At 68.1% G+C, this 15,002-nt stretch carries 12 protein-coding genes, 1 tRNA gene and 1 other RNA gene; 2 read left to right on the forward strand and 12 right to left on the reverse strand.

Annotation, left to right across the window (positions count from 1 at the left end):
- Positions 1-140: 140 nt before the first annotated feature.
- Positions 141-1,079 carry a M48 family metallopeptidase gene (locus GO488_RS13270; protein ID WP_162318305.1) on the forward strand — a complete coding sequence of 313 codons (939 nt, stop codon included), beginning with the start codon at positions 141-143 and terminating at the stop codon, positions 1,077-1,079.
- On the opposite strand, the gene GO488_RS13275 is transcribed toward GO488_RS13270, so the two are convergent.
- The 11 genes from GO488_RS13275 to rnpB all read right to left on the reverse strand — a co-directional run bounded on the left by GO488_RS13275 (position 1,080) and on the right by rnpB (position 13,687).
- On the reverse strand, positions 1,080-2,012 hold the full coding sequence (locus tag GO488_RS13275) for a hypothetical protein (RefSeq protein WP_162318306.1): 933 nt from the start codon (positions 2,010-2,012) through the stop codon (positions 1,080-1,082).
- 50 nt (positions 2,013-2,062) lie between these two features.
- On the reverse strand, positions 2,063-3,325 hold the full coding sequence (locus GO488_RS13280; protein WP_162318307.1) for a putative manganese transporter: 1,263 nt from the start codon (positions 3,323-3,325) through the stop codon (positions 2,063-2,065).
- 434 nt (positions 3,326-3,759) lie between these two features.
- The gene (locus GO488_RS13285; protein WP_162318308.1) at positions 3,760-4,602 is read right to left on the reverse strand and encodes an alpha/beta fold hydrolase; all 843 of its coding nucleotides are present in this window, start codon (positions 4,600-4,602) and stop codon (positions 3,760-3,762) included.
- A 248-nt stretch (positions 4,603-4,850) separates the two neighbouring features.
- Complete coding sequence (locus tag GO488_RS13290; RefSeq protein ID WP_162318309.1) at positions 4,851-6,053, reverse strand: cation:proton antiporter; 1,203 nt, start codon at positions 6,051-6,053, stop codon at positions 4,851-4,853.
- Positions 6,046-6,534, reverse strand: a complete 489-nt coding sequence (locus tag GO488_RS13295) for a cation:proton antiporter regulatory subunit (protein ID WP_162318310.1) — start codon at positions 6,532-6,534, stop codon at positions 6,046-6,048. The genes GO488_RS13290 and GO488_RS13295 overlap by 8 nt, the downstream gene beginning before the upstream one ends.
- Before the next feature lie 84 nt (positions 6,535-6,618).
- A complete protein-coding gene (locus tag GO488_RS13300; protein WP_162318311.1) occupies positions 6,619-8,154 on the reverse strand; it encodes an ATP-binding protein in 1,536 nt (511 codons plus the stop codon).
- Between the two features lie 88 nt (positions 8,155-8,242).
- Positions 8,243-10,309, reverse strand: a complete 2,067-nt coding sequence (uvrB, locus tag GO488_RS13305; RefSeq protein ID WP_162318312.1) for an excinuclease ABC subunit UvrB — start codon at positions 10,307-10,309, stop codon at positions 8,243-8,245.
- Between the two features lie 209 nt (positions 10,310-10,518).
- Positions 10,519-11,328: an SDR family NAD(P)-dependent oxidoreductase gene (locus GO488_RS13310; protein ID WP_162318313.1), complete on the reverse strand. Its 810-nt coding sequence runs from the start codon at positions 11,326-11,328 to the stop codon at positions 10,519-10,521.
- Between the two features lie 119 nt (positions 11,329-11,447).
- On the reverse strand, positions 11,448-12,059 hold the full coding sequence (locus tag GO488_RS13315) for a rubrerythrin family protein (RefSeq protein WP_162318314.1): 612 nt from the start codon (positions 12,057-12,059) through the stop codon (positions 11,448-11,450).
- 202 nt (positions 12,060-12,261) lie between these two features.
- Entirely contained in the window at positions 12,262-13,257 is a 996-nt protein-coding gene (locus tag GO488_RS13320; protein WP_162318315.1) for a matrixin family metalloprotease, read from the reverse strand.
- Between the two features lie 60 nt (positions 13,258-13,317).
- An RNA gene (gene rnpB / locus GO488_RS13325) (RNase P RNA component) lies at positions 13,318-13,687 on the reverse strand.
- 346 nt (positions 13,688-14,033) lie between these two features.
- Between rnpB and hisH the strand changes: the two genes are divergently transcribed.
- The gene (gene hisH, locus GO488_RS13330) at positions 14,034-14,684 is read left to right on the forward strand and encodes an imidazole glycerol phosphate synthase subunit HisH (protein WP_162318316.1); all 651 of its coding nucleotides are present in this window, start codon (positions 14,034-14,036) and stop codon (positions 14,682-14,684) included.
- 227 nt (positions 14,685-14,911) lie between these two features.
- Here hisH and GO488_RS13335 read toward each other — a convergent pair.
- Positions 14,912-14,993: transfer RNA gene (locus tag GO488_RS13335), tRNA-Ser, on the reverse strand.
- Positions 14,994-15,002: the final 9 nt, after the last annotated feature.

The following is a 15,002-nucleotide window of genomic DNA, read 5'->3' on the forward strand; positions in this document are numbered from 1 at the left end:
CTGTCATTTAATATCCTTGTGGTACGTCTCATCGACAGAACGCGAGCGGACGTGACACGGTACTTTCACCGCCGAGACGGCGCTCGACGGCGAGCGCGATCGACCGAAGGAGTTTCGCCGCCGCTCGAGATAGCGTCCGTATGAACGGACGACGGATCGGGCTCGCGGCGCTCGGACTGGCGTCGCTGACGATATATCTGTTCGTCGCCGTCGTTGGCTACCGGTTGGTGGCCTCGCTCTGGGCGTCCCGGCCCTCACCGGCGACGCTCGCGCTCGTCGTTTCGACGACGGCGGTCGTTCTCGGACTGGTGAGTTACTGGACCGGGACGACGAGGCTCAAGCGGTCGCTGGACGCCGTGGTCCTCCCGCGTTCGCGTGCGCCGTCGGTGTACGAGCGGCTGGAGCGGCTCGTCGCCCGGATGGAGGTCGGGACGCCGACGTTGTTGATCGCCCGGCTCCCGGTCCCCAACGCCTTCGCCATCGGCGGCCTCGGGTCGGCCATCGTCGTCGACAGGCGGCTGTTCGGCATCCTCTCGACCGAGGAGATGGAAGCGCTCTTGGCGCACGAACTGGCGCATCTCGAGGGGCGGGACGCGCTCGTCCAGACGCTCGCCTACAGCCTCACGCAGAGCCTCGTCGGACTGGTCGGTCTCCTCGTGTTCCCGGTCGTCGTCCTGCTCGGCGGGATCGCTCGAGCGGTCGCGATGCTTCGGGGCGACCCGGCCTCGTGGTCCCGGTCGTGGCTCGGCCGAACCCAGCGCACCGCGTTGCAGGCCGTCGCAGTGCTGGGGCTGGGCGTGACGCTGCTCGTGTTCGCGTACTCCCGCCGGCGGGAGTGGGCCGCCGACGACCGGGCCGTCGAGGTGACCGGGAATCCGCTGGCGCTCGCGCGGGCGCTCCGGAAGATCGAGCGGGCGTCGACGCCGCGGCTGGGTCCGCTGACGCCGCTGTACGTCCACGGCGACGACGACGGCGCGCTGTCCAGACTGCTCTCGACGCACCCGCCGATGGACGACCGGGTGGCTCGGCTCGTCGAACGCGCCGAGCGGCCGCTCCCGCGGCGGTTCCGACGGCCGTAATCACTCGGGGAGGAGGTCCGCGAGCGTTCGCCGCAAATCCGCGCTGCCGGGGCTCTGCGGGACGCCCGCGAGGATGTCCCGGCGGAGCCCCGAGAGCGCCTCGGCCGACCCGACCCGCTCCAGTCGATGCCCGTGTTTCAGCGCTACTTTCGGCGAGACGTCGAACAGCAGGTCCTGTCGGCCGATGGTCGACTGCGTGATGGTGAGCGCCTCGACCGCGTCGTCCACGAAGCGCTCTCGTTGGTCGGGGTCGCCGACGCCGTCGAGCGCCGCCGAGAGCAGCTCGTCGAGGCGTTCGGTCCGGTCCTGCACGGCCGGCGGGGCGTCGAGCGCCGTCGTCCCGTCGGGGTGTTCCGGCGTCATGCTGTCCCGAGGGGCGTACGAGAGGACGGCCCCGCTGACCGGCGCGGTGGCGGCGGGCAGCGGTGACGTCAGCCGCTTCGAGGGCTGCGTGTCGGTAAATACGACGACGAGGTTCGTCGGGTCGCCGGAGACCGGGTCGCCGTCGCCCGCCGACCGCGGGGGCTGGTCGAAGCCGCGTCGAACCGCCTCTCGCAGGGTCCCCGGAATCGGCCCGGTGTCGCCCCGCAGTTCGACGTGGACGACGACCGGGCCGTCTGCGCTCCGGTCGATCGCGCCCCACAGCGAGGAGACGCCGTCACGCGCGAGCGCGGAGAGTTGATAGCAGGGGCAGTCCCGTTCGGCGGCCAGCAGACGGGCGAGCGCGAAGCCGCGCCAGCCAGTCAGGTCGGGGACGTACACCCACGGGACGGCCTGTACCGGACCGACGGTGGCGTCGCCGGTCCCCCCGTCGATGGCGTCGGGCACCAGTTCGAGGTAGTCCTCGAGCGTCTCCAGTTCGGCGGCGAAGTACGCCCGGACGGCCGGTGGTAGCGTCGTCTCGACGTGACAGTGCGGCGGGACCGATGACATGTGCGTCGGTTGGGCCGACGGGCGGAAAACGCTGCCGAGGCGGGAGTTCCTCAGAGCACGCCGAAGCCGAAACTGGCGAACGGCCAGAAGTAGTGGAGGAGAATCCCCGTGATCAGCGCCGGAATCGTGGTGTAGACGGTGGCGACGATAGCCGCTTTCATGTCGATCGCCATCAGCGGGAACAGCGCGTCGCCGTCCTGGCTGATGGCGTTCGCGGTCAGCGCGGAGAACGGGATCTGCTGTTCCGCGTAGAGCGTGGCGAAGACGATCTGCGGGGCACAGCCGGGAACGAGCCCGAGCAGCGCACCGGCGATAGGCGCGAACGCCCCCGCGGCCGCCGCGAGCGTCCCGATGTCCAGCGCGAAGATCGCCATCCCGTACTCGTAGAGGAGGTACGCCGCGAGCACCCAGACGGTCACCATGCTCGTCTCCATCGCGGCGTGCTTGAACGTCCCGTACGCGCTGGCGAAGTCCTCTCGGACCCGACCCGCGTCGCCCTCGCCGATGTACCGGCGGCCGACGAAGTGGAGGTAAAACGACAGCGCCGTCCCCGTGAGACCCGCGACGGTGAACAGACCGAAGAAGGTCGGCGCGAGTTCCATCGAGACCTCGGGCGCGCCGCGAGCGAGGTACAGCACGCCCGCGAGGAGACCGGCGGCGGCGACGACCCACCAGAGAATGTGGAGCGCGTGGCTGAGCGTCGTCATCGCTCCACTCCCGGTCGGCGTCTCGCGGTCGTGTCCGCACTGCCCGCTCTCGTAGCCGACGACGCTCGGGCCGCCGCTGGCGACGCTCGTCGTGGCGAACCCGCCATCGGTCATCGGCCGGCCGAGCCGGGCGACGGCGCTGTCGACCCGCCCGACGCCGAGCCCCCAGATATCGATGGCGTAGCCGAAGAGGACGGCGGCGACGAACGCCAGTCCATAGGCGTACAGGCCCGCCTCCGGCGCGAGCGCGAGGATCACGAACGCGGAGTCGCCGGCCGTCGCGGCGAGCGTGGCGACGACGGTCCCGAAACTGATCGTCCCGCGGATGTACAGCGGCATCGCGACGATCGCGCCCCCGCAGCCGGGGGTCAGCCCCAGCAGCGCACCGGCGATGGGCTGGAGTCGCTCGTTCGCTTCGAGAAACGTGACGATCCGTCCGCCGGTGCGGTACTGGACGTAGCTGAACAGGAGGACCGTGACGGCGACGAACGCGCTGACCTGTACGAAGCCGTCCCGCACCGAGAAGGCGAAGATCTCCCACGCCTCGGTCGGCGTGATGGCGAACAGTTGTGCCAGCCCGACCGCGGAAGTCTGTAGTGCGATCATACTACCAGTAGCTCGGCGACCGTTCGCATCCCCCGCGCTCGTTCAGTGAATCCGACGGCCAGCCGTGCCGTGCGACAGATATCGTGACTCCGCTCCGCCGTGGCCGCGGAGCCGGTCTCGTAGTAGACATCATGTTTTGCGTATAGAGGAGACTGAGGGGGCAAATGATAAAATAGTTTCTGTCGAAGTAGAGTTTTAGACCTGTCTAATTCCCTTGGAAAGCGGCCGGAATACGTCTGTTACCCCATAGAAGGATGCGCCCGATGATTCCAGAGCGGCTGCGCTCGTTCCGAGAACAGTCGCGAAAGCGGCAGTATCAGTAGGCGAGAGCCCACATCGAACGCCGGATGGCAGTATTTCCTATAGCGATATGAGATATATCGGAAACGGAACCCGTATCGGACTCCGAACCGCCGAAGCGTCCCGTTCGGGCGTTAGGAGCCGTCGACGGCGTCCTCGATGTGCGCTGCCACCGCGTCGGGGTCCTCCCGCGGTGCCCAGTGAGCGCAGTCGTCGAGGACGTGCAGTTCGGCGTCGGGAATCCGGTCGGCGGCCCGCTCGGCCCACGCCACCGGGAACAGCTCGTCGTGTGCGCCGTGGAGCAGCCGCGTCGGCACCGAGAGGTCGTCGAACCGATCGGTGAAGGTCGTCCGATAGCCCCCGCGAGTCACCTCCGCCTCGCGGAACCGCCGGAAGGCCGCGCCGGCGGTGGGGCGCTTCACCTCCCGATAGACGGCGTCGACGGCGGATTCGGACAGCGAGTCCAGATCGTAGACGACCCCGTCGAGACTCGCGCGGGTGAGCCGTCTGCTCCGGCGAAACGCCGCGATAGCCAGCTTGTTACACACCTGCACGCGGGCGAGACCGTAGGAGAGCAGACCATTGGGCAGCTCGCGACCGAGACCGAACGGGTCGATAGGGACGAGCGTCTCGACGAGGTCCGGGCGGTCGAGTGCGAGTTGGACGGCGACGCCGCCGCCCAGCGAGAGGCCCACGAGCGTCACGGGGCCGAGGTCGAGTCGGTCGAGGAACCCGGCGATCACCTCGGCGTGGCCGGGAATCGAGTACGACCGATCGGCCAGTTCGCTCTCGCCGTAACCCAGCATGTCGGGGGCGACGACGTGGTACTCCGGAGCCAGTCGATTCTCGACCTGCGGCCAGGAGACGTGTGCGGCGTCGATGATGCCGCCGTGGAGTAAGACGACAGAGCGGCCGTCGCCAGTCTCTCGATAGTGGATTTTCGTGTCATCGACCGTGACGGCGCTCTCGGCGACCATAGGTGAGACTCGCTCGCCAGCCACAGAAGGGTTTCGCCGTTCGTCGCCGGTTTCGGTCGCTCACGCGCGGTTTCGCGGCCGAATCTGTGTTCGGAGGTGCGCGAGTGATAAATTACTATCCGCTATACTAAATTGCCGTAGCCGCCGAACTGCCGCTCACCGTACGCCGACCGCGACTCGTTCTCGACAAATCGTTCGAAGAAGCCGCTGCAGGCCGCTGACAGCGTAAACGCGGACTGCCGGCTACCTCATCTCGCGTCGGCGTGGTTCGTCAGCGAGAGGACGGCATCGGTGAGGGCGTCCGCGCGCTGGACCAGCAGCGAGCCGACGACGCTCATCACGAGGACGTAGCCGACGGCGAAGGCGGGAAGCACCGACCCGAGCCGGCCCGTTCCGACGTCGGCCGCGAGTGCGACGAGGACGAGCGAGAACTCCCCCCGCGGGACGAGCCCCAGCCCGACGCGAGCCGAGCGCCGGGCGTCGAGTCCGTAGAGACGGCCGGAGAGCGTCCCGCTGACGAGTTTGCTGGCCGTGGTGGCGACGACGGCCACCGCGAGCAGCCCGGCGACGTTCGCCAAGAGGGTGACGTCCGTCGAGAGGCCGATGGCGAAGAAGAACACGGCGGCGAAGAGGTCGCGGGCGGGCGAGACGATGTGCTCGATGCGTTCGACGTGGGTGGTCTGGCTGAGCCCGGTGCCGAGGAAGAAGGCGGCGACGGCCTCGCTGACGCCCAGTGCGAGCGCCGCGCCCGCGACGAGCGTCGTCAGGCCGACGACCCGCAGGACGAACGACTCGTCGGAACCGGTCCGGAAGAGCCGCTCGAACCACGCGGAGCCGTACCACGCGGCGGCGGCCAGCGCACCGAGGAAGAGGAACGCGACGCCGACCGAGACGGCGGCATCCCGAAGGCCGCCGCCGCTCGTCACCGCGGCCAGCAGCGCGAGGTAGACGGCGATGAGGATGTCCTCGAAGACGAGCGTCCCGAGGATGGGACTGGACTCGTCGTTGGCGATCCACCCCGTCTCGATGAGCGACTTCGTGACGACGGCGCTCGAAGAGATGTAGACGATGCCCGCCAGAAACAGCGTCTCGACGAGCGTCCACCCGAAGGCGAAGCCGATGGCGAGACCGACGCCGAAGTTGAGGGCGAAATCGAGGAGGCCGACCGACGTGATGGACCGGCGGTCCCGGAGCAGCTGCTCGACGCTGAACTCCAATCCGAGGAAGAACAGGAGGAAGACCACGCCGAGCTCGGCCAGGACGGCTATCACCTCGCTATCACTCACGAGGGTAACCGGGACGCCGAGGATAGACGTGGGTGCGTTCGGCCCGAGCAGGACGCCGACGAGGATGTAGGCGGGGATGACCGACAGCCCCACGCGACTCGCCAGCGCGCCGGCGGCGGCGACCCCGGCGACGGCGACGCCGACTTCCAGTAGCAGATCAGCCATCGTCGTCGGCGACCAGCTCTTCGACGGCGACTTGCTCGTCTCGGGTTCCGAGCGTCACGAGGATATCGCCCGCGGCGATGGTGTCCTCGGGACTCGGGTTCGGGAGCGTCTCGGAATCGCGCTGGATAGCGATGACGGAGGCCCCCGTTCGCTGACGGATCTTCGCGTCGGCGAGCGTCTGTCCGGCCAGCGGCGAGCCGTCGGCGACGTCGATCCACTCGATGATGGCGTCGCCAAGCGGCACGTCAACCGAGTCCATGTCGACCGGCTGGAAGTACGCGCCCTGGAGAATTGCCCCGATCTCGCGGGCCCGCTGGCCCGACAGCGAGAACAGGCGGTCGGCGTCCGCGTCCGGGTCGTCCTTGTGGAACACCTCGCGCTTGCCGTCGTGGTGGAGGACGATGACGAGTCGCTCGCCACCACCGAGTTCCACCTCGAACTTCTTGCCCACGCCCGGCACGTCGGTCTCGTAGACGGTCATATCGGGAGGACGACCGCCCGCAGGATAAATCCGGCTGTGGGGAGCGTGCGGCCGTCGAGCAGTCGAGGCGACTCCGAAATCGGACTACCCGGATAACCAGCGTCTACCGTGTCGGGAGAGCGCGGCCAGCGTCAGGCCCCAGACCAGATGTCCGCTCAGCGTTACTACGGAGAGGTTCGGTACCGGTGCGGAGACGCCGACCAGCCGGAGCCACAGCGGCATGACGAGACCCGCCGCGACCAGCCAGAGAGCCACCGCCCACCCGACGGCGGTTCCGTAGTACCGGAGGCGGTCGTCGACCGACGGCGGGACTAACTGGACGAGGCCGGCGTAGGTCAGCCCGAAGACGACGCTGTGGAACTCGTGAGTTATCCAGCCCACCGTGGTGTTCGTCAGCCCGTACAGCGCACCGATGATGGGGACGCCACCGCCGAGTAATTGCATGAACAGCGTCATTGCCGCGCCCGCGACCAGCGACGCGCCGGTGAGGAGTCCGAGTTCCCGCCGAGAAAGTCCGTAGGTCGCTCCGGGGTCGGTCCCGGCCAGTTCGGCCGTATCCGCTCGACGCAGGGTCAGCGTGATGGTCGTTCCCTGCTCGTCGACCGCCGCCGCGACGTTCCCGCCGTAACTGCCCGCGAGCAGGCGAACGAGGTTCAATCCAAATCCCGTCGAGCGCTCCGCGTACACGGCGACTTCGCCCTTCTCGATGAGTTCCTGCTGGCCGAGGGGCAACCCCGGCCCCCGGTCCGTGACGGTGATTTCGACGGCCGAGGAATCGACGGTCACTCCGACCTCGACAGGAGGCGTCTCGGCGTCGTTGTAGACGACGGCGTTCTCGACGAGGTGCTCCACGGCGTCCTCCAGCAACGGGTTCGCCCAGACGGTGACGTCGCCGGTCGTCGGCGTGTCGAGGGCGATCTCCGACGCCGGGTAGCGGGCCCGCACCGTCTCGACGGCAGCGGTGACGCGGTCTGTCACCGAAACCACGTCGAGCGCGCCGAGCGCGACCCCGTCTCGAGTGATGTGTTTCACGTTCTCGACGGTCGTCGCCACGTCGTCGGTCCGGCGTTCGATAACGGCCGCAGAGTCGGCGTCGTGGGTCGACTGCAACACTTCGGCCCGCCCCCGGATGACCGTGACGGCGTTGAGCACCTCGTCGCGCAGCAGTCGCGTCACCATCTCCAACCGACCCGTCTGGCGTTCGAGTTCCCGGCGTTGACGGATTGCGCGTCCCGCGTAGACGCCCGTGAGCGCACCGCCGACGCTCCCACCGATGAGGAAGTTCGCGAGATACGTCTGTGAGCGGACGGAATCCATCGCTAGGGTCGTGTCGTTGGCTACGAGCGTCAACACTACCAAGACGAGCATCGCGCCCGCGCCGGCGACACACCACGCCGTCACCGTGCGGACGAACGACCGCTCGAAGTCACCCACTGCCAGCGAGACGCCGAACGCCGAGAGTCCGAGACCCAGCGCTAAGGGCACGAGTCCGCCGACGACGAACCGGAGCGGGTCGTCGTAGGCCGCGAGCGTCACGGTGAATCGCGTCAGGAAGAAGCCGAGTCCGGCGACGGCCAATCCGCTCGGCGCGAAGCGACGCGAGAGGGACGAGAGTTCCATGGTAGGGCCCGCCGACCAGTTACTGACCGGTTGGGGTACACGTAGTTAGACATACATATACTGATAACTCTTCCCCCGAGTCCGACGCTCAGAACTCGTCGCCGCGGGGCGCGGGAACGCTGCCGTCCTCCCCGTCGGGCACGTCGAGTCCGAACTCCTCGCGCAGTTCGCGGATGCGGTCGCGGATGTCGGCGGCCAGTTCGAACTCTAAGTTGTTCGCGGCCTCCTCCATCCGCTCCTCTAACTGCTCGACCTGCCGTGCCGCTTCGTCTTCGTCGGCCGGCCCGTCGCCGGCCACGTCGCTGGTGTCGGTCTCGCTACCGGGTAGATTCGTCTCCCCGACTTCCTTCTCGATGGTCGTCGGTTCGAAGCCGTGTTCCTCGTTGTACTCCCGTTGAATCTCTCGGCGACGCTTCGTCTCCTCGATGGCCGAGGCCATGGCGTCGCTGGTGTCGTCGGCGTAGAGGACGACTTCGCCGTTGACGTTTCGCGCCGCCCGCCCCATCGTCTGGACGAGGGTCGTCTCCGAGCGCAGGAACCCCTCCTGGTCGGCGTCGAGGATCGCCACGAGCGATACCTCGGGAATGTCCAGTCCCTCCCGCAGGAGGTTGATGCCCACGAGGACGTCGATTTCGCCGAGTCGGAGCGAGCGGATGAGTTCGTGCCGCTCCAGGGTGTCGGTCTCGTCGTGCATGTAGGCCACGTCGACGCCCGACTCCTCCAGGTACTCCGTGAGGTCCTCGGCCATCCGCTTGGTGAGCGTCGTGACGAGGACGCGCTCGTCGCGTTCGACCCGGTCGTCGATACGCGAGAGCAGGTCCTCGACCTGTCCGGTGGCGTCGGCCGTCTCGATGGCGGGGTCCACGAGGTGCGTCGGACGGACGATCTGTTCGACGACCTGCGCGCTCTCCTCGCGCTCGTAGTCCCCCGGCGTCGCCGAGACGTACAGCGTCTGCTCGGTCTTCTCCTCGAACTCCTCGAAGGTGAGCGGGCGGTTGTCGAACGCCGTCGGCAGGCGGAAGCCGTTCTCGATCAGGCTCTCCTTGCGCGACTTGTCGCCCGCGAACTGGCCGCGGATCTGGGGCAGCGTCTGGTGGGACTCGTCGACGACGGTCAGGAAGTCGTCCGGGAAGTAATCCAGCAGCGTGTAGGGCGCTTCACCGCTCTCGCGGTCCGAGAGGTGGATCGAGTAGTTCTCGATGCCCGAACAGTAGCCCGTCTCCTGCATCATCTCCAGGTCGAACCGCGTCCGCTCCTCGATCCGCTGGGCGGCGACGGCGTCGCCCTTGCGCTCAAAGTAGCTGATGCGCTGTTCGAGTTGCTCCTCGATCTCGTCGATGGCGCGCTGGAGTCGCTGTTGGGGGATCGAGTAGTGTTCCGCCGGGTGGACCAGCGCCGCCGGTTCCTCGCGGACCACCTCGCCCTCCAGCGGATCGACCTTCAGCATCCGGTCTATCTCGTCGCCCCAGAACTCCACGCGCAGGGCGTAGCGACCGTACATCGGGTAGATCTCGAGCGTGTCCCCGCGCACGCGGAAGGTGCCCTGCGTGAAGTCCACGTCGTTGCGCTCGTAGTTCAGGTCGACCAGTCGCCCGAGCAACTCGTCGCGCTCTATCTCCTGGCCGACCTCCAGCGACATCGACATGTCGATGTAGTTGCGCGGGTCACCGAGGCCGTAGATGGCCGAGACCGAGGCGACGACGATGACGTCGTCCCGCGTGAGCAGCGACCGGGTCGCGGAGTGGCGCAGGCGGTCGATCTCGTCGTTGATGGAGGCGTCCTTGTCGATGAACGTGTCCGTCTGCTCGACGTAGGCCTCCGGCTGGTAGTAGTCGTAGTACGAGACGAAGTACTCGACGGCGTTGTCCGGGAACAGGTTGCGGAACTCCTCGTACAGTTGCGCCGCGAGCGTCTTGTTGTGCGCGATGACGAGCGTCGGTTTCTGTATCTCCTCGACGACCCACGAGACGGTGTTGGTCTTCCCGGAACCAGTCACGCCCAGCAGAGTCTGTTCGTCCATCCCCTGCCGGTAGCCGTCGGCCAGCTGCTTGATGGCCTCCGGTTGGTCGCCAGCGGGGTCGAACGGGGCGTCTACGCGGAACTCGCTGTCGGCGTCGGGGCGGTCGATCGAGAGGGGACCTCCGGCGTCACTCATTGTGCGAGGAACGGGCTGGATAGACTTGAGGCTAGCGAGGGACCGACCGAAGGGAGGGCCCTCGAAGCGACGCGGTGAGTGAAGCGAACCGCGGAGCAGCAGCGAGGGACTGCACGAAGTGAAGTCCCTCACAAAAGCGAACGGGGAAAGATCCGGGAGAACGAGTCGAGCGAGCCCGCGCAGCCAGCGCCCTGAGTCGCCGATCCGACTCAGTTCTCGGGCGGCTGGAAGGTGTTGGGCGGACCGGTGGGCGCGATGGTCTGTCCGGTGACGAACGAGGCGGCGTCGCTGGCGAGGAAGCGCACCGTGTCGGCGACCTCGTGGGGCGAGCCGACCCGTCGGCCGGCCCCGTCGCGGTCGGGTATCTCGTCGAGACCGAACATCTCCCGGACCGGCGGCGTCGCGATGAATCCGGGTTCGACCGCGTTCACGCGGACGTCGTCGTCGGCCCACTCGGTGGCGAGCGTGCGCGTGAGCGCGCTGACACCCGCTTTGGCGGCGCTGTAGGGTCCCATCCCGGCGACGCCGTAGCGACCCGCCATGCTGGAGGTGTTGACGACCTCGCCGCCGCCGTCCCTGAGCTGGCCGGCGAAGGCGTGCGTCGCGTTGTAGACCCCCGTGAGGTTCACCTGGATGACGCCGTTCCAATCGTCCTCGCCGACCTCGTCGAGCGTCCCGCCCGGGCCGGCCCCGCCGGCGTTGTTCACGAGGACGTCCGCACCGTCGAACTCTTCGGCGGTCGCCTCGGCGAGCGCTTCCACGTCGTCGCGGTCGGTCACGTCGCACTCGACCGGGAGAACCGAGCCGTCGACGTCCGCTCCGTTCAGTTCCTCGGCGACCGCTTCGACGTCGTCCCGGGTTCGCGAACAGATCACCACGTCGGCGCCGTCCGCGGCGAACGTCTCGGCGATGGCCCGCCCGATTCCGCTGGACGCGCCCGTGACGACGGCCGTCTTCCCGTCGACGCTGAACTTGTCACGAACCGACTCCGACGTGCGAACTTCGTCGTTGACTGGCATCACGGACCCAAGGCGGGTTCCGGGGAAAAGGAGGGGGCCGTGTGGTCGACACCGCACTCGAACGCCCAACAGTGAAACGTCTGGGGCAGCGGACCCACTACAGCCACGGACCGGGCGGTTCAGCAGACCGGTTTGGGGTTGACGCCGAGGTCTTCGAGCGTCTCGAAGTAGTCCTCGTAGGCGGCCGAGACGACCTCGACGGCGGCCGCTTCGGCGGTGTCCCAGTCGCCCTCGTCCTCGCAGGTCGCGTCGAGGAGATCCTCCGCCTCCTCGCGGAGCGCTTCCACGTCGTCTCCGGCGCTGCGGAACGTGCTGGCGGTCTGCGGGTCGGCCTGTCCCGTGAAGAAGCCGGTGAGTTGCCCCTTCACCTTCTGGTCGACGAGCGTCCAGCCCACTAAGCCGCCGAGGCGTTCGACCGTCCCCTGAAAGGCGTCGAGGACCTCGTGCATGGCGAACTCGCGGTCGGCCGGGCCGGCGTCGAGCCCGTCCAGCCGCGCCGCGGCGTCGTCGGCCGCCTCAGCGAAGAGGGTCGCCGCGTCGCCGTCGCTGTCGTCGGCCCACGACTCGAACGTGTCGCGAGCGGCCGCTTCGCGGGCGGCGGCGGCCGCGCGGACGGCGTCGGGTTCCATCTCGCCGCGCGTGTCAGCGTACAGCGTCTTCGAGGAGCCGAGTCTGGAGAGTTCGGTCTGCTGGTCGTCGCGGACGGCGTCGGTGAGGTCGGCGGCGGTCATGCTTCCGCCTCCGCCCGGCGGCCGCTTGTAACCATCGGACCCGCGCGCCTGAACGCCGAAACCATCAGCGCGACCTCTCGTTCGCTACTGCTCCGCGGTTCGTGTCACTCACGGTTCCACCGTTCGCTTTCGAGGCGCTTCGCGCCTCGCTCTCCCCCTTCGCGTTTCGGAGATTCTCGCTCGCGTCGCGCTCCGAGTCTCCCTACCCGTGCCACTCGCCCCGCCGCTCCTCGTAGGTCGCGTCGACGAGCGGGGCCGGGAATCCGTCGCGGCTGGCCCCGAGCGCGTCGAGCAGTTGGCGGGCGACGTGCCAGCTCGTCGCGTCGGTGTCGACGTCCACCAGCAGGATCTCGACGCGCGTGTACGTCTCGATGGCACCGTCGCGGTCCGGATCGGTCCCCTCGATCAGCGCACACGACCCGGCGTCGGTCCGACAAGCCGCCGAGTCGGTCGGCCTGACGACGATATCCGCCGTCTCGGGGTCGCTCACGCGCTCGACGGTGACGTTCTCCGGGACGGTGCCGTTCGCCCCGTCGCGGACGTACGCCAGCGCGTACTCGACTTCCTCGCGGTAGGCCGGACGCTCGTCGGCCGGGACGCTCCCGTTCAGGACGGCGACGGTCAGCGCCCGGTCGTCCCACGGGACCGCGCGCTCGGTGGCGTTCGGCTGCGGCAGCGTCGCCAACGTCCGCTCGTGGCGCATCACGCGCTGCGGCGAGTCGGCGTGCGACAGTCCCAGCAGGTGTCCCGCCTCGTGTTGGACGACCAGTCGCGTCGACCCGTTGGCGAGGCCGCGCTGAATCGACACGTCAGCCGGCCGGTCGACGCGGGTCGAGGCGTTGAGCCGCGGCGCACACCCCGCCGAGTAGTTCGCGTCGCCGCAGTCCGTGACGGTCTCGACGAACTCAATCCGCACGTCGGCCGTGCCGCCATCCGGGGTCTCGTCGGGGCCGAGCACCCGGAAGCTGACGTTGAAACCGGCGTATCGGGAGGCGTTTTCCTCCCAGTAGGCCAGCCCCGCCGCGGCGAGGGCTCGCTCGCGGTCGGTACCGGAGACGGCGACGGTCACCGTCTCCTCGGCGAAGGGATGACGCTGTTCGGTCACCGTCGACGTGTCGACGGCGTCCGAGACGGCGCTACACCCAGTCAATCCGATCGACAGCACCAGCATCGTCACGACCACCGCCCGACGGTCCATTACCTTCGGGTGGCACTGTGTGTATTTGACAGTTATGACTGAAGCGATCGAGACGTAAGCGGCTGAGGGGAGTAAGCCCCCTTCTGTTCGGGCCGGCATTCGGCTCAGCGGCCGCGTCCAGCGCTCGCGCGCGGCGTCGGACTACCTGTCGACGCGGCCTTGCACCGGTGAGGATTCGCCGTTCCATCGGTCCACTGCGGGCGGGGGCCACCATCCGGCGGCCCCCGATGGCCCTCGGTGGGTTAGCTTGCCCTCGCTTCTGGCATCCGCCATCGCTCGGGCGTCGCGCACCTCATCGGTCCCGCAGTGACGTGTCGTTGCTGTTCCAGCGCCGACGGTCTCCCGCCCCGGGCTTGTGCCCGGTCACCTGTCCGACAGGTGGGGGGACTTTCCTCATGCCTCGCGGCACGGGAGCCGGCCTCCCTCTGCCGAATGAAAATACGCGACTGCGGCCCATAACGCTTGCCAACCACCTTTTTCTTCGTTGGATTCGCGCTTCGCGCGAACCACGCCTCGAAAAATCTGGACCAAAAAGGCGCGAATCGCGCCGCGATTCGCGTGAACCGGCGGCGAAGCCGCCGGATGCTTCCTTCGTCAGCCTGCCCTTCCCCGTTTTCGTGAGCGGCGCGAACGAAGGCTCGTCAGAACGAAATTCGGACGGTGCCTTCGCACGATGAAACGCGCTCCCGGCCGCCGCCGTACCCGCGACGTATCGCGACGCTGGCGAAACCTGTTCGAAGGGGAACGCACTTAGCCCGCGTTCGCCTAGCGTTCGTATGAACGTGAAGCAGACGACCGCGGACGTGGTCGTCGTCGATTACGGGTTGGGGAACCTCCGGAGCGTCACGCGCGGGCTCGAACGCGCGGGCGCGAACGTCTCTATCTCGGAGGATCCGGCCGACTTCGACGCGGCCGACGGCATCGTCCTCCCCGGCGTGGGGGCCTTCTCCGAGGGGATGGACAACGCCGGGCCGTTCCGCGAGGCCCTCTTAGAACAGGCCGAGGCCGGTAAGCCGCTGTTCGGCATCTGCCTCGGGATGCAGATGCTCCTGACCACGAGCGAGGAGGCCGACCACGCCGGACAGGGCGACGCCGAGGGGCTGAACCTCGTCCCCGGGAAGAACGTCCGCTTCTCGCGCGACCAGACGGTGCCCCACATGGGCTGGAACGAGCTCGACGTGCGGCGCGACCACCCGCTCGTCGAGGGGATCGACGGCCAGTACGCCTACTTCGTCCACTCGTACTACGCCGTCCCCGACGACGAGGAGAGCGTCGTCGCCACCACCGACTACGGCGTCGACTTCGCCTCCGTCGTCGCCAACGAGGCCGGCAACGTCTTCGGCACCCAGTTCCACCCCGAGAAATCCGGCGAGACGGGCCTGCGGATCCTGCGGAACTACGTCGATTACTGCGTCGACCAGCGGTAGCGGCCGGTAGCAGTCGCGGTTGCGGTGGCCGGGAGCGAGGGGTGTGACGACTGTCGCACCCGAGCGACCCGGGGGAGGGCAGGCCTGCCTGAGCGCATCCGGCGGCTTCGCCGCCGGTTCACGCGAATCGCTCCGCGATTCGCGCTTTTTTCGCCCACGTTTTTCGAGGAGGGTTCCCACAGCGCCGCTCCGCGGCGCGAGGAAACCCGACGAAGAAAAAGGTGGAGCGCCAGGACTGGGATTTGAACCCAGAATCCCGAAAGGGAACACGCTTTCCAGGCGTGCGCCTTACCGTTCGGCCATCCTGGCTCGCAAGCG

The organism is Haloarcula limicola (assembly GCF_010119205.1).
Lineage (GTDB): Archaea > Halobacteriota > Halobacteria > Halobacteriales > Haloarculaceae > Haloarcula > Haloarcula limicola.